The sequence below is a fragment of the Gloeobacter kilaueensis JS1 genome (assembly GCF_000484535.1).
GTDB classification, from domain to species: Bacteria; Cyanobacteriota; Cyanobacteriia; order Gloeobacterales; family Gloeobacteraceae; genus Gloeobacter; species Gloeobacter kilaueensis.
Genome location: NC_022600.1, coordinates 198,669 through 213,304 on the forward strand (window position 1 = coordinate 198,669; position 14,636 = coordinate 213,304).

A 14,636-nucleotide genomic window follows, 5' to 3' on the forward strand; every position below is an offset into this window, starting at 1 on the left:
GCTCAACTCCCGCGCCCAACAAGGGTATAGGCGAACATCTCGGTCTGCAGAATAAACATCTTCAGATCCTGGCACATCGACTCGAAGGCCAGATCGATGCCGTCAGCGGCAGCGAGGGCCAGAGTCTGGGTGGTCCAGGCGTCAAGAAAAGGGCCAAGGAGCTGAGGACCATCCCAGAGCGGCAACAGACCGCGAGCGATCTTGTTCATCATCACAAAGTCGGCACCGCCCGGCTCGTGCAAAAAGGCGTTGAGATGAAATTCGCCGTTCGTCTCGATGCTGGCCAGCAGCTGGGCCTTGAGCGCCCCGGTGGTCAGTTGCGGATGCAGCCGCACGCTGCAGCGATCGAGTTCCGCATCGCTCCAGTGCCGGAAGGGAGCGTGCAGTTGCCCTTCGCCAGGGTGGCCGCACCAGAAATCGAGCAGGCGGTGCTTGCCCTGGATCAGTTCGTACAGGTGCAGCCGCTGCGGTAAGGGCAGTGCCCGGTAGATGCGCTCGAACTCGCTTGGCACACTCTCCGGATCTTGAAACAGATCCAATAATTCCCACTGCGGCCACTGCACCATGCCGATAAATTCCAGTTCCGTCCGCTCCAGTAGCTCGAACATCTCCGGCACCGTAAAGCCCTTGTCGCCCTCCAATAGATAGTTCATCTCGATCCACTCGCTGCGCTCCTTCTGGTCGGACTGGCCGTTCCAGCAGACGTGCTTGAGATAGACGCTGTCTTTGAGGTTGTTCATTACCTGGCGCACCAGATCCGCCTGGGCTTCTTCCTGCAGATCTCCTGCGGTGTTCATCAGCCGAAAGGCGCGCTGGGCGCGGTAGAGCGGTTCGCGCTGGTAGCGGTTGTGGAGGTTGGTGCGCAGAATGCCGCCGGGGGCGAGCACCGCCTTCAAAGCCCTGAGCGCCGCTTCCGGGTCCGGTAGCAGGTAGAGCACTTCGTCGCAGTTGATGTAGTCGAATGTCTCTCCCAGCTCTCCCACCCGCTCGACCGGCAGGGCAAAAAATTCTGTCTGCCCGTAGCCGTGGCGGACGAGCCGCTGGCGAGCAATCTGCAGCGACATATCCGACAGGTCAATGCCCACGATGCGGGCATCCGGGTTGGCCTGGGCCAGCGCCAGGGTCTTGAAACCGCTGCCACAACCGGCATCAAGTAGACGAAGGGGCCGGGTAGGGGGCAGGGCGCGGTTGCGCAGGTAGTAGGGCGTCAAAAAATTGTGGATATAAAGGACGTCGGCGTTTTCGCTGAGCGTCTCGTCGATCGGGTTGGCCGGATAGGGCACCCGGTCGTAGTACTTGCGGAGGCTTTGCTCGGTACCGGAATTGCTCTCCATGACACATCGGGCCTCGCTCGGATCGTCGCAGGTTCTAGGGAGTTTGCTGGTGGACCAGCAGGTAGGCAAAGTTTTCGGTGAGGGCGATAAATCGCAGCAGCTCGAAGGCGAGCCGCTCCGGGTCCGCTCCTGGATTCGCCGTGCAGATAAGCGCCACCCAGCGATCGACAAGTTCGCTGAGGGGCAGCGGCCCATCCCAGAGGGGCAAAAGCCCCCGCGCAATCGCACTGTCAAGCACGATCTCGCCGTCGCAGGGTCCGCGCAGACCGCGATTGAGGTCAAAGGGCAGATTGGAGGCAATCGCTTCCTCCAGCTCCTGCCGCCTTTGGGCAGTGCCGATCTGCGGATGCAGGCTGACCTGTGCTTTTTCTCGCTGGACGGCATTCAACTGCTCGATGGGCAACCAGGGCAAGGTTTCACCCGACCGCCCACACCAGAAGTCGATGAGCCGCTCGCCGCCTTGAAATAGCTCCACCAGCTGCAACTGTTCTTTGATGCTCAGACTGCGCAGCAACTGCTCGATATCCCCATCCAGACTTGCCGGATCCGCAAAGAGCCGGGCCAGCTCCCAGGCCGGGGCGTTCACCATCGCGATCCCTTCGAGGCCCGCCTGCTCGATCAGGGCAAAGGTTTCGGCAATCGTAAAACCCCTGTCCCCTTCCAGTAGATAATTCACCGCCACCCACTCCGGCGAGCGCTGCGCTTCGGGCGTGGGCAGCCAGATGCGCTCTTTGAGGTGAACGTTCTCCCGCAGGGCGGCCATCACCCGGTAGACCAGATCCACCCGTTTCTCAGCGGCGATCCCGCCCCGCTCAGCCACCAGCGAGAATGCCTCCTGGGCGCGGAAGACCATCGCCCGCTGGTGCCGGTCGTGGAGATTCACCCGCAGGATGCCGCCGGGAGCGAGCACTGCCGCCAGCACCTCCAGCGCCGCTTGCGGATCCGGCAGCAGGTAGAGCACTTCGTCGCAGTTGATGGAGTCGAATTGCTGTCCCAACTGCCGCAGATCTTCGATACCCAGGACGTGAAATTCTGCGTCTGGAAACCCCTGGTGGGCGAGGCGGCCCCTCGCCACCTCCACCGATCTCGCCGAAGGATCGATGCCGACGATGTGCGCCCCCGGATTGGCCTGGGCGAGAGCCAGGGTCTTGAAGCCACTGCCGCAGCCCGCATCCAGGATCCATCGGCCCGCCGTCTCGATGCGCCGCCGATTGCGCAGGTAGTAGGGCGTCACCAGATTGTGTTGATAGAGCACCTCCAGATTGCCCCGGTGTGAAATCGCGTAGGGCATGTTGCCGTAGGGCACCCGGTCGAAGTAGCTGTCACTCTCCTGCACGATCCGCGCCTGAAACCACCCGAGAGATCTCGCCCATCCTACCTTGAGCCACCTGCGGGAAGGCTGGGCCATCAAACCTCCCGCAACAGCGCTTCAAAATCTGGGCATCGCCTCTGCAGGTACACTTGGAAGAATGCAGGAAAGTTGGTTCGACCGTATCTTTCGGGACAACGCAGGCAACATCGTCGTCGCTCAGCCACCAAATCCCCCGCTCATCGCCTGGGGAATTGCGACCTTGCTGCAGTTCATCTTCACGACGGGCCAGCTCCACAGCCTTCTAGATCTCATTGCCTTTGGCTCCCTGTTCACCTGGGCCTGGCTGGAATTATTTGATGGAGTCAATTATTTTCGCAGAGCCCTTGGCCTTATCGTGCTGATTGTGTCGCTCTGGGTCAGACTGCAGTAGCGCTCGACATTTCAAGATCAGGCATATGAATTTCCTGGCAGAGCTGCGGTGGGGCTTGAGACGAACGGACGTTTTTTTAGATATGGCCAGCATCGGTGGAGGCTGGTAGTCTATCTGTCCCCTAGCCCAGGCAACCAGCAAGGCGGGCGCGCTGGCGCACCAGGCCGAGTACGGTGTCGATCGCAGGCGTGGGAACATCTACGAGGCGGCCCAATTCCTGAACAGCACCCACCAGGGCGTCGATCTCTAAGGTGCGGCCCGCTTCGAGATCCTGGAGCATCGAGGTCTTGTGGGGACCGACGGCAGCCGCTCCGGCGATGCGCTTGTCGAGGTCGATAGCAAAGGTGACCCCGAGGCGCTCGGCGATCGCCTGCGCTTCGCCCATCATCCGGCGGACCACCGGCTGGGTGTCGGGGGAGGTGGCAATTTCTTCGAGGGTGGCACCGGTGAGGGCGCTGATCGGATTAAAGGAGAGGTTGCCCCAGAGCTTTACCCAGATCTCGTTGCGAATCTCGGTGCGCACCGGCGCTTTGAAACCGGCCTTACCCAGGGCCGTGCTCAAGGTGAGACAGCGCTCGGAGCGGCTGCCATCCGGCTCGCCCAACAAGAAGCGATCGCCGTACTCGTGGGCGATCACACCGGGAGCGATCACCGTGCAGGCCGGGTAGACGACGCAGCCGATCGCCCGCTCGGGGCCAATCGTCTCCCAGATGCAGCCATCGGGATCGACGCTCGCCACCCGCTTATCCTGCCAGGGACCAGACAACTTGTAAAAGTACCACCAGGGCACGCCGTTCATCGCGTTGACCACGGCAGTCCCCTCTCCCAGTAAAGGCCGCATCTGGGAGACAATCGGCGGCAGGGAATGGGCCTTGAGGGTGACAATCACAAAGTCCTGTACTCCCACTGCCTCTGGATCGTCGGTGCAGTGCGGATGGGCAACAAAAGTTTCACCGCCGCTGTGCAGGGTGACGCCATTTTTGCGCATCGCCTCCAGGTGAGGACCGCGAGCGATGAGCGTCACCTCCTCGCCCGCTTTGGCGAGCCGCACCCCGAGCAAGCCGCCGATTGCCCCAGCACCGTAGATGCAGATTTTCATGTCATTCCTAACTTTTGAGCGAGTCCGATGCGCTGGAGTTTGCCGGTGGGGCCGGTGGGAATCTGTTCGACAAAGACCACCCGGCGCGGCACCTTAAAGTCAGCCAGCCGCCCGGCGGCGTAGGCGCGAATCGCCTGCTCGTCGGCGCTGTAGCCGGGCTTGAGCACGATCGCCGCTGCCACCTCCTCGCCCAGTTTGGCGTGGGGCAGGGCGAAGGTGAGGGCGAGGGCGACCGCCGGATGATCGAGCAACACCTCGTCCACCTCGCGCGGCGACACCTTCTCGCCGCCCCGGTTGATGATCTCCTTGAGGCGGCCTGTGATCCGCAGGTAGCCACTGGTATCGAGCGTGCCCTGATCGCCGGTGCGGAACCAGCCGTTCGTAAAGGCGGCGGCGTTGGCAGCCGGGTTATTGAGGTAGCCCGCCATCACGTTTGGCCCCCGAATCGCTACCTCCCCCACCTCGCCCGCCGGCAGAGGCCCGCCATCGTCGCCTAAGACGGTGACCTCGGGACCGGCGGCGATACCGACGCTGCCGGGTTTGCGTTCTTCAGGGGGCAGGGGGTTGCTCGTCATCTGGTGGGCGGCTTCGGTCATGCTGTACGCCTCGATCACCGGAGCCTCGAAGGTGGCCTCCAGTTGGGCGATCACCTGGGGCGGCAGCGAGGCCGAACTGGAACGAATAAACCGCAGCGAGGTGCTTTCGACGATCTCGCGGTTGCGCTCGGCGCGATCGAGGATCGCTTGATGCATCGTCGGTACTGCCGTGTACCAGGAGGGACGGGCTTCTGCCAGCCAGCCAAAGAACTTGAGGGCGCTGAAGCCGGGTGGGCAAAAGACACTGCCCCCGGCGGCAAGCGGTGCGAGCAAACCCGCCACCAATCCGTGGATATGAAAGAGGGGCATGACATTCAAACAGCGATCCGCACCGCTCAACTGCAGCGTGCCGACGATGTGGCGGGCGGAGGCGCACAGGTTGTCGTGGGTCAGGGGCACAATCTTGGGCCTGGAGGTCGTCCCGGAGGTATGCAACAGCAGAGCCACATCGGACGCCTGGGCGCGACTGGCCGCTACTGGATCTTTGCCTTCGCCCCGCAACAAGAAAGCGCCTGCCGCTCCTCCCGGTTCCTCCACCAGCTCGATCACCGCGATCCCCTGCTCGCGGGCCACCGTGACGGCGGGCGAAGCCGAACCGGCAGGGGCGATCAAAGCGCGGATCTGCAGATCTCTTAGATAAAAGTCAAATTCTTCGGCCCGGTAAGCCGGGTTGAGGGGAGCTGCCACCGCTGCCGCCGCTGCCGCTAAAAAGGCCACTGCCAGAGAAGGACCGTTGGGCAGGACCAGCGCCACCCGGTCGCCGCGACCAATCCCCAGGGCTCCCAAGGCACGAACGGCAGCATCCAGATGATCGTTTAGAGCGCGGTAGCTAAGCGAGTCCTGGGCCGGAGCGGCGAGGGCGATCGCTTCTAACTCTCCCAGCGCGAGCAAATCGAGAATGTTCACAGGTGTCGGACCATCCTGGGCTCCAGGTTGCATTCTGGCACGTTCTGCCCACTGCCTGCGGGGGAGCCGGAGAGGGGGAGCACCCAAGCCGTTCTAGTATGGTGAGAAGCGGTGCGTACCGCTTTTTGCAGGATTAACTTCCTGGTGTAGTAGTGGTATTGTGTGCGACAGGGCAGATATCAATGGGGCGAGGAGAGGGCATGGATCGATGAAAGTCTGCATCGTTACGCCGTTTTGCCTTTCTAACAGCCACGGAACCGGCGTTCAATTGCTCAGACTCTTCGCTGACGACGACTACTCTCATCTCTACTGGTCCTCCGCCTCCGGTTTCAGCGAGTGCGACAATTCGCTTCTGCTCGAAGAACAGTTCAACTGGTGGAAATTTTCGCGCGGCAAAGGCCGACTCGAACAACTGATGGGCCTGATGGGCCTCAGTTCTGTCTGGCGGCACAACGAGTTGATTAGCGATTCGTACCGAAATTTACTTGCCGAGCAGTACCGCCCCGACCTCGCCTACGTCGTCGTCATCGACGAGACGAGCGCCCAGAAGGCAGTTTCGCTGCTGGAGGTACTCGGGTGTCCCTACATCGTCCACATCATGGATCTGATGCATCCGGGCGGCCTGCAGCCGCAGATGAGCGGCTTTCGCCGGTTGTTCGCCGGGGCGAGCGGCGTGTTTGCTTTGAGCGAGAATATCCGCCAGGAAGTGCTCAAATTTCCGGCACCGGCCTGCCGCGTCTTTCCGATCGTCCGCAGCATCGGCAGGGCGGTCCAACTTCCGCCAGGGCCTGACGCGCCCCTGCGCATCGTCATGGTCGGATCCCTGTACTACCAGGCGGGGCTACAGTGCCTGGCGCAGGCGTGGGACAGCCTGATCGAGCGCTATCCGCGCCTTGAGCTGGTCTATGCCGGTCCCCAGTCGCAGATTCACAACTATCTACCGGCCAGACTCAAAAAGATCCTCGATTATCGGGGTTATCTGCGCAACGAAGAGGTCGAGGCCATTTTGCTCGATTGCCACCTGGCGTACCTGCCCGGCCCCTGCCTGCCCACCCATAAAGACAAATACAGCAAATATTCGATTCCTTCCCGCCTCACCGACTACCTGATGGCCGGTCTGCCGATCGTCGCCTACCTCGCCTCCGGATCGGCCACCGAGCAATTTTTGACGCCGCTGATGCCCCTGGCGGTGCGTCGGACGATGACTCCTGGGGCGCTCGCCCAGGCGGTGCAGGAGTTTGTCGAGCGCCCCGAGCGCTGGCAGGCGGCGAGCCGGGCCGCCCACACCTTTGCCTGTGAGCAGTGCTCGGTGGAGGGCGTGCGCGAGACGCTGATGAACGAACTGCAGCGGGCAGCGGGGATCGCCGATAGTAGAAAGCGGGTTTCTGCCCATACCCCGACTCCCGATCTTTGAGAAAACACCGATGCAAACCCCCGACCCCCTCAGCATCTTCGTCGAACTCAAAGGCGAGACTGCCGAGGCGCGCGCCCGCGTCCAGGAGTTGCTCGGCAGCCAGATGGTACTCCCCGAAGATCCGCTTCCTGAGCAGTTGCGCGCCCTGATCACCCGCGATCTGCGCGTGCTCGAAGGAGCAAGTGTCGTGATCACGGGCAACGAGGTCAACGAGCGCCACGGCACCGGTGTGCTGGTGCGCCGCATCTTCGCAGGCTGCCCGAATATTCTCTCGGTGCGCTCGCGCGACGACTACGATGGTGCCCACGACTTCGGGGCGGTGAGCGTGCTGGTCAACCACCGCGACAGCCGGCGCTATCAGATTTTCTTCAATCTCATCCAGGCGCTGCGCGGCAGCACAATCTCGCGCATCGTCTGCATCCCGTACTACGCAAGCGACGTGCTGACGGCAATTGCCCTTAAAGATCTCTTTGGGGTGCCCCTCTGCACCTACATCATGGACGATCACAACCTCTACTCCGACGGCATCCCGGATGGGCTGATGGAGGAGATGCTGCACAAGTCGGCTCTGCGCCTTGCGATCTCAGCTCCGATGCGCGACGCTTACGAGCGCAAGTACGGCCTCAAGTTCTGGCTGTTGCCGCCCATCGTCCAGGATGAACTGATTTGCTCCCGGCCACTGCCTCCCACCGAAGCGGTGCTGCGCTCGAAGCGGGGCATTTTAATCGGCAACGTCTGGGGCGAGAAGTGGCTTGAAAGGCTGCGCCGCACGGTCAAAAATTCGGGACTGACGCTGGACTGGTACGCCAGCCTGCCCCCGTGGCGCGCTCTGAGCGCAGCGGATCTGGAGCGCGATGGGCTGAGGCTGCAGGGGTTTTTGCCGGAGCCGGTGCTGGCGGAGCGGCTGCAAAATTATCCTTTTGCCGTATTGCCCTCCGGTACCCTCGATGCGAGCGACGACAAGCAGGCAATTGCCCGGCTGAGCCTGCCGACGCGGGTGCTTTTTTTGATGGCCGCCGCCGGCTTGCCAATCCTGGTCCTGGGCAGCGCCAGAACGGCAGCAGCCAGTTTTATCGAGCGCTTTGGCATCGGGGTCGTCACCGACTACGATGGGGCGAGCTTCCGGCGGGCCGCCGAGCAGTTGAGCGATCCGGCGACCCAGCAGCAGATACGCGCCAGGGCCGCCGCCGCCGCCCCGGCTTTTGCTGCCGGGGGGGTGGGCGAGTGGCTGTGGCGCTCGCTGGAGATGGGCGAACCCTGCGATGGGCGCTTCGAGGAGCTGATGCCCCGGCAGGCGGCGGATCTGGTGCCCTACATCGAGCCGCCGATCCCGGCTGTCCACAGCGACTATCGGGCGGACTATCGGACCCTCAGGCGACTGGGCCGCTACTTTACCCCCGATTTTGTCGTCGATGTCGGCGCTTCTTCCGGTGTCTGGTCCCACGTCGCTGCGCTAGTTTTTCCAAAGGCGCGCTTTGTTCTGGTCGAACCGCTGCACGACGCCCACGCTCAGGCGGACAACTTTGCCCACCGCCGCCAGCATCCAGAATTCGAGTGGGTACAGGCTGCCGTCTCCAACCAGACCGGCACCGTCACCCTCCAGGCATCCGGCGACCTGTACGGCAGCTCGCTGCTGCCGATTGCCGACGCTCGCTCGTACCAGCCCATCAAAGCCGAGGCGATCACCCTCGACGCTCTGGCCCGCCAGAAAAATCTCACCGGTCGGGGTCTGCTCAAGATCGACGTGCAGTGCGCCGAGCACCTGGTGCTCGAAGGAGCCGGCAAGATGCTCCAGCAGGTGGGGGCTCTACTTATCGAACTGTCCCTTGAACCGGCTGCTCCCGGCGCAAAATCTTTAAGCCAGATGGTGCAGCTCATCGAGCAGTTGGGGTTTACCTACTACGACGATGTGGGCCACTGGCGCTCTCCCGTCGATGGTGCGCTGCAGCAAAAGGATATTCTTTTTGTCAGAAAGTCGTTTTTAACCCCGACGACGGCGACGAACTGAACCTTTGACACTTCGAGGAGTTGACCCTTGCTCACGGCCCTCATCGGCAGAATCAAGAGACTGAAAGACACGTTGCTGGCCTATCTGGAGTTGAGCAACCAGAACAACCTCTCGCTGCTGAAGTCGAGTGCTTACATCATCGAAGTGCTGCAACTGCAGAACCGCGTCTTTCTCGACCAGCGCTCCCAGATGCTCGAACAGTTGAGCAGCCTCCAAAGTGGCGTCGAGCGGCTGCAGGTGCAGATCGAGCAGTTGCAGAAGCAACAGGACGAACTCCTTACCCGCTTGAACGAGCCAGTAGATGGCCATCCGCCGGGGGCGGGCCACTTCAAGTCCTGAGCCGGATACCTTGATCCCGGCTGGGGGGCGGTAGTCGGCTACGATGTGATCGCCTGTAGCGGAGCTGGTGATGGTGTCCTATCGCGAGTTTGCCCTTGCTGGTGCGAAGCCCCAGTACAATCCCGATCGACCCGGCAACGTCGAACACATTGCCCTCGATCTGGTGGTCGATCTAGAGGGCAAATCCCTCGCCGGTACCTGCCGGGTGCAGATGACTCTGGTCGCAGATTGGACCCGCAGCCTCAGCCTCGATGCTGTCGAGATGCAGATCGATCGGGTGCAGGTAGATGGCGCGCCCGCCAATTTTTTTCACGACGGCTCGGTTTTAACCGTACAGCTCGTCGAACCGGTTGCAGCCGGTAAGCCGCTGGAATTGGCGATCACCTACCGGGTCGCCCAGCCGCGCCGGGGCATCTACTTTGTCGGGCCAACTGCGGACTATCCGGACAAGCCTGTGCAGGTCTGGACCCAGGGCGAGGACGAGGATTCGCGCTTCTGGTTTCCCTGCTTCGACTATCCGGGACAGCTTGCCACCTCCGAAATCCGAGTACAGGTGCCGGGCCGCTACCGGAGCGTCTCCAACGGCCTGCTCGTCAGCAGCGAGGAGCACGGCCCCAGCAGAATCGATCACTGGCGGCAGGAGCAGGTGCATCCGTGCTATCTCATCAGCCTGGTGGTGGCCCAGCTGAGCGAAATTCAAGATCGCTGGCAAGACGTTCCGGTACCGGTCTACGTTGCCCCCGGTCGCGAGGCAGAAGCAAAGCGCACCTTCGCCAGAACCGCCGAGATGGTCGGTTACTTCTCGAAACTTTTTGGGGTGCGCTATCCGTTTGCCAAGTACGCACAAACCTGCGCGGTCGATTTTATCTTTGGCGGCATGGAAAATACCAGCGCCACCACCCAGACCGACCGCTGCCTGCTCGATGAACAGGCGGCCAGAGAAATTCGCTGGCCCGAGGATCTGATCTCCCACGAGTTAATCCACCAGTGGTTCGGCGATCTGGTTGTCATCCATCACTGGTCCCACGCCTGGCTCAAGGAGGGGGCGGCTACCTACTTCGAATCGCTCTGGCGCGAGCACGCCCACGGGAGCGAGGATGCCATTTATTTTCGCTACCAGACAGCCCAGGCATACTTTGAAGAAGATAGCAGCCGCTACCGGCGGCCCATCGTCACCAACGTCTACAAGGAGGCGATCGAGCTGTATGACCGCCACCTCTACGAGAAGGGGGCGATGGTCTACCACATGCTGCGCCACTATCTGGGGGAGGCGGGCTTCTTTCGGGCCATCCAGCGCTTTTTGGCTGACAACGCCCACCGCACCGTCGAGACGATCGATCTGTTGCGCGCCATCGAGCGGGCCACCGGGCGCAACCTGCTGCCGCTATTCGAGCAGTACGTCTTCAAGGGCGGCCATCCCCAGTTCAAGGTGGCCTACGAGTGGGACAGCGAAGCCTCGATGGCAAAGATTACCGTCGAGCAGACCCAGGCGGTGGACGAGCGGACGGCGCTCTTCGATCTGGTGGTCCAGTTGGGTTTTGGCTTTGCCGATGGGGCGGCTATCCGCCTGCTGCCGGTGCGCCTTCAGCAAAAACAGCAGACGATCTGCTTTGTCTTTGCCCAGCCGCCGCAGGTCTTCAGCTTCGATCCGGGCAACCACCTGCTTAAAACTGTCGAACTGGAGGTGCCGGTGGAGATGCTCAAGCACCAGCTGCTGCACGACCCGGATCTGATGGGCCGCATCTTTGCGGCCCAGACCCTGGCAAACAAGGCCACCCCCGAGATTGTCGCTGTTCTGGCGGGTGTCCTGGGGGATGAGGCCGCTTTTTGGGGACTGCGCGCCGAGGTGGCCCTTGCCCTGGGTAAGAGCAAAAAAGACTACGCCTACGCCGCCTTGCGCGGGGCAGCCGGCACCAAAAAAATTGAGGTGCGCGCCGCTATCTTGCGGGCGCTGGCGGAGGATCGCACTGACGAGACTTTTGCGCTGCTGCGCGCGTGGGTTTTCGATCCGAGCTACAGCGTCAGCGTCGAGGCTGCGAAGGCAATCGGCAAAGCCAGACACAGCGAGTCGCGGGCACTACTCATCGATGTACTGGAGCAGCGCGACTCCTGGAATGAGATCGTGCGCGGGGCGGCCCTTGCCGGGCTCGCCGAACTCAAGGACGACCCCGAGGCGGTCCAGGCGATTTTAGATCGCACCCGCTCCGGCATCGTCCAGCCGCTGCGGCTGGCGGCAATCCGCGCCCTCGGGACCGCAGGCGAAGGCGGTGAGAACCAGTCCATCCTCGACGCCCTCACCCGCATCGCCCAGCAAAGCGAGTTCTCGGTCCGCCGGGCGGTGATCGCTGCTTTGAGCGCCCTCAAGTCCCCAAAGGCCCTGCCGCTGCTGGAGCAGATCGCAGGCGAAGACGCCGATGGCCGGATCCGGCGCGCCGCCCTCGAAGCGATCGAACAGATCCGCTCCGAACTGGGTCAAGACAAAGAGTTAAAAAAGCTGCGCGAGGCTGTCGAGAGCCTGCAGCAAGAAAACCGTTCCCTCAAAAGCCGACTGGACATCGTCGAGAGCCGCCCAAAAGCGTAGCTCACTCGTCGTCAAAGTCTTCGACAAATCCCATCGGCAGACAGACGCTGATCGAAGTGCCCTGAAAAGGAACCGTGTCCATAATCAGCCTGCCACCGATCGAGCGCGCCCGCTCGGCGATACTGGCAAGACCCAGGCCGTTGCCGGATTTGCCCTCGCGGCTGCCGCTCAGTTCGAGTCCTTTGCCGTTGTCCATCACCTGCAAGACGATCTGTTGCGGCTCGAAGCTGAGTTTGACGGTGATCTTGGTGCCGCCCGAGTGCTTGACCGCGTTGGTGATCGCCTCGTAGGCGATGAGCGCCAGTTGCTTTTTGATCTGATCGTTTAGATGGGGCAGCTCGCCATTCTGGACAAAACTCGATTGAATGCGCGAATTGGTACACAGCCGCTCAAGGCAACCTTCGATGCACCGGGGCAGATCTTCGTAGTTGAGGCTGGTCGATAGCGTCCACAGCGACTGCTGCATCGTGCGCACCCCGTCAGCTGCCGTCTGGCGGGCGAGCGCTGCGATCTGTTTGAGGGCTTTTGGATCGAGCTGGGGCTGATCGAGGCTCTTGCACAGCGCTTCACACTGATAATGCAGCCCGGCAAAGAGATTGCCGAGGTTGTCGTGAATATCGGCGGCGATCCGATTTCTTTCGGCCAGCACCGCTGCATGGTGGCTTTCTTTTTCGGCTCGCTTCTGCTCGCTGAGATCGCTCAGGCTGATGATCGTCGCCACCCGCTTGTCCTGACTCGACGAGAGTTTTGCTGCCACGGGTAGCTGGGTACCATCGCGGCGCGTCAGCCAGGCTTCTTTTAGATGAGACGCTTCGCGCAACTGGATCGCATATTTCAGATCCGATTGGGCCTTGGCATCGCCGGAAGCAAGCAGCGACAGCACCGAGGAGAGGCAGTTGTGAGCGATCAGTTCCTGCCGGTCGCGCTCGAGCATCTCAAGGGCGGCAGAATTGACGAAAGTACAGATACCACGGCTATCAAAGCCGATGATGCCGTTACCAGCATTTTCAAGTGTCAGATCCTTTGAGCGCTGGAGGCTGACCATGCGGCCCTCAAGTAAGAGCACCAGCGCGATAGTAAGACCGCCAATTCCCACCAGGGCGAGCAAGCCAAACAGGCTCACTCGCACAATGCCGGCTTTATTGTCATCGATGAGCCGCTCGAATCTGGCATAGGTCATACCGACTTCGAGCGCGCCAGTGGGCCGTGGATGGGGAAGCAGCCCGAGATTGTGATCATAAATAGGATTGGCACTGAATAGATAATCGCGATCCCCCTGCTTCACCCGCCCATAAAATGTGCCGGAATGCAAGACAGTCTGGTCGTACACCTCATCACTCAGTCGGCCACCCAGGGAGCGCACACCATTGTCGTTACTAAGAGTCGTGCTTATTCTCTGGCCGCTCCTGGTATAAATCGACATAATCCTGCCGCCGGAGAGAAAAGAAGCTTTATCGACGATCCTCGGATCTGAGTTCAGCAAAAAGCCGCCCATCAGCCAGTAGGAACCTGTCCGCTCGACGGTGACAGATGCCAGCCCCTGCAACTGCTGCTTGTCTTCTGGACGGGCACGATAAAAACCTGCCTGCTCGGCCAGGCCGAGAGTGTACAAGTCTTGCCCATCGAGTAACTCGAAACCGGAGAGGGTCTTGCCGTACTTTCTGCTGTCACGAACGATCGAGGCAAGCAATTTTTTACCCACCTGGACGCTGGACAACCGGTAGGTAGAAGCACTGCCCGGTGCCGGCGGCTGATTGGTGGGCAACCACCATTGGCCGCCCGTGCCATCGTCCTGTGGCATGACGAACGGCTCCTTGACCTTGCTGCTTTGCCGGTCGAGTATCCGGCTTTGACCGGCAACGATCCGGCCCTCCGAATCAAGAAGAACCAGAAAATTAAAATGCAAGGGCCATTTCGTATGTTCGAGCAACTCTCCTCTGGTGGCTGCCTCTGCGGCCAGATGGAGAATCTGCTTGCCTTCTTCCTGTTTTTCAAAAAGAGACTGTTCAGATTGAATCAAATTAGTCAGAAAAATATAGCTCTCGATATTATTGGTTATTGTTCGCATCTGTCGCTGGTTCCAGTCGGTCGCCAGCCAGCCAAGGGCAGAGGTGCATAACAACAGCAGAATGGTCAGTTTTGTAAAAGAGCGAGAATATTTATTTGACCACAAATTGTCTTTTAAGACGGATTTAAGACCAGATAGGCGTAAATCGACCTGCATTCGCTCCTCTCCTTCATCCTTTCGTAGGTTATAAGACATGCACGGATGCTCAGCCCAAGAACAACCAGTAAGGATAGAGCCCGACCATCCCTGATCCTTGGCGTTGCTTTTGTCCGATTTACAAACTACTGGCTGCAGAGCGCTCTGGACATGAACAGCCGTTCACAAAACGAGAGGTTCGCACGGGACACTCAGCACAACAGAATGTGTAAATCTGCTAACTTGCTGGCAGTCCCCCTCTAGCAGAGAGTATAGCGCAAAAGCAATGCTATCGGCTTTAGCTGGCGGTCGTTGACATTAAAATCTCTCAGAAACAATCGTTCCTGAGAGATGGTCGCTGTACTAAAAGTTCGTCCGATAATCCAACCGGCCTACATCGCCCTCCCATAGAGA

At 60.8% G+C, this 14,636-nt stretch carries 11 protein-coding genes; 6 read left to right on the top strand and 5 right to left on the bottom strand.

Annotation, left to right across the window (positions count from 1 at the left end):
* Nucleotides 1-2: 2 nt before the first annotated feature.
* Together GKIL_RS00850 and GKIL_RS00855 are read right to left on the bottom strand one after the other, a co-directional pair.
* Nucleotides 3-1,334 carry a class I SAM-dependent methyltransferase gene (locus GKIL_RS00850; protein ID WP_023171431.1) on the bottom strand — a complete coding sequence of 444 codons (1,332 nt, stop codon included), beginning with the start codon at nucleotides 1,332-1,334 and terminating at the stop codon, nucleotides 3-5.
* Nucleotides 1,335-1,368: 34 nt separating this feature from the next.
* Entirely contained in the window at nucleotides 1,369-2,742 is a 1,374-nt protein-coding gene (locus GKIL_RS00855; RefSeq protein WP_023171432.1) for a class I SAM-dependent methyltransferase, read from the bottom strand.
* 61 nt (nucleotides 2,743-2,803) lie between these two features.
* On the opposite strand from GKIL_RS00855, the gene GKIL_RS00860 reads away from it, so the two are divergent.
* On the top strand, nucleotides 2,804-3,076 hold the full coding sequence (locus GKIL_RS00860; protein WP_023171433.1) for a hypothetical protein: 273 nt from the start codon (nucleotides 2,804-2,806) through the stop codon (nucleotides 3,074-3,076).
* A 121-nt stretch (nucleotides 3,077-3,197) separates the two neighbouring features.
* Here GKIL_RS00860 and GKIL_RS00865 read toward each other — a convergent pair whose 3' ends face one another.
* Entirely contained in the window at nucleotides 3,198-4,175 is a 978-nt protein-coding gene (locus GKIL_RS00865; RefSeq protein WP_023171434.1) for a 2-dehydropantoate 2-reductase, read from the bottom strand.
* Nucleotides 4,172-5,710: an acyl--CoA ligase gene (locus GKIL_RS00870; RefSeq protein ID WP_023171435.1), complete on the bottom strand. Its 1,539-nt coding sequence runs from the start codon at nucleotides 5,708-5,710 to the stop codon at nucleotides 4,172-4,174. The genes GKIL_RS00865 and GKIL_RS00870 overlap by 4 nt, the downstream gene beginning before the upstream one ends.
* 175 nt (nucleotides 5,711-5,885) lie before the next feature.
* Here GKIL_RS00870 and GKIL_RS00875 point away from each other — a divergent pair, with 175 nt between their 5' ends.
* The 4 genes from GKIL_RS00875 to GKIL_RS00890 all read left to right on the top strand — a co-directional run bounded on the left by GKIL_RS00875 (nucleotide 5,886) and on the right by GKIL_RS00890 (nucleotide 12,019).
* Complete coding sequence (locus GKIL_RS00875) at nucleotides 5,886-7,091, top strand: glycosyltransferase (protein WP_023171436.1); 1,206 nt, start codon at nucleotides 5,886-5,888, stop codon at nucleotides 7,089-7,091.
* 10 nt (nucleotides 7,092-7,101) lie between these two features.
* Nucleotides 7,102-9,099 carry an FkbM family methyltransferase gene (locus GKIL_RS00880; RefSeq protein ID WP_023171437.1) on the top strand — a complete coding sequence of 666 codons (1,998 nt, stop codon included), beginning with the start codon at nucleotides 7,102-7,104 and terminating at the stop codon, nucleotides 9,097-9,099.
* Nucleotides 9,100-9,126: 27 nt separating this feature from the next.
* Nucleotides 9,127-9,438, top strand: coding sequence for a hypothetical protein (locus GKIL_RS00885; protein ID WP_023171438.1), 312 nt, complete (start codon nucleotides 9,127-9,129; stop codon nucleotides 9,436-9,438).
* A 70-nt stretch (nucleotides 9,439-9,508) separates the two neighbouring features.
* Nucleotides 9,509-12,019: a M1 family metallopeptidase gene (locus GKIL_RS00890; protein WP_023171439.1), complete on the top strand. Its 2,511-nt coding sequence runs from the start codon at nucleotides 9,509-9,511 to the stop codon at nucleotides 12,017-12,019.
* 1 nt (nucleotide 12,020) lies between these two features.
* Here the strand turns inward: GKIL_RS00890 and GKIL_RS00895 are convergent, their stop codons facing one another.
* Complete coding sequence (locus GKIL_RS00895) at nucleotides 12,021-13,820, bottom strand: ATP-binding protein (protein WP_187293866.1); 1,800 nt, start codon at nucleotides 13,818-13,820, stop codon at nucleotides 12,021-12,023.
* On the opposite strand from GKIL_RS00895, the gene GKIL_RS25110 reads away from it, so the two are divergent.
* Nucleotides 13,791-14,138 (top strand): hypothetical protein, encoded by a 348-nt coding sequence (locus GKIL_RS25110; protein WP_187293867.1) that lies wholly within the window; start codon nucleotides 13,791-13,793, stop codon nucleotides 14,136-14,138. The genes GKIL_RS00895 and GKIL_RS25110 overlap by 30 nt on opposite strands.
* The last annotated feature ends 498 nt before the right edge of the window (nucleotides 14,139-14,636 follow it).

Excerpts from the sequence above, each read along its gene's own strand:
- GKIL_RS00870 (WP_023171435.1), bottom strand. The coding sequence starts at position 5,710 with ATGCAACCTGGAGCCCAGGATGGTCCGACACCTGTGAACATTCTCGAT.
- GKIL_RS00855 (WP_023171432.1), bottom strand. The coding sequence starts at position 2,742 with ATGGCCCAGCCTTCCCGCAGGTGGCTCAAGGTAGGATGGGCGAGATCT.
- GKIL_RS00860 (WP_023171433.1), top strand. The coding sequence starts at position 2,804 with ATGCAGGAAAGTTGGTTCGACCGTATCTTTCGGGACAACGCAGGCAAC.
- GKIL_RS00880 (WP_023171437.1), top strand. The coding sequence starts at position 7,102 with ATGCAAACCCCCGACCCCCTCAGCATCTTCGTCGAACTCAAAGGCGAG.
- GKIL_RS00850 (WP_023171431.1), bottom strand. The coding sequence starts at position 1,334 with ATGGAGAGCAATTCCGGTACCGAGCAAAGCCTCCGCAAGTACTACGAC.
- GKIL_RS00865 (WP_023171434.1), bottom strand. The coding sequence starts at position 4,175 with ATGAAAATCTGCATCTACGGTGCTGGGGCAATCGGCGGCTTGCTCGGG.
- GKIL_RS00895 (WP_187293866.1), bottom strand. The coding sequence starts at position 13,820 with ATGCCACAGGACGATGGCACGGGCGGCCAATGGTGGTTGCCCACCAAT.
- GKIL_RS00875 (WP_023171436.1), top strand. The coding sequence starts at position 5,886 with ATGAAAGTCTGCATCGTTACGCCGTTTTGCCTTTCTAACAGCCACGGA.
- GKIL_RS00890 (WP_023171439.1), top strand. The coding sequence starts at position 9,509 with ATGGTGTCCTATCGCGAGTTTGCCCTTGCTGGTGCGAAGCCCCAGTAC.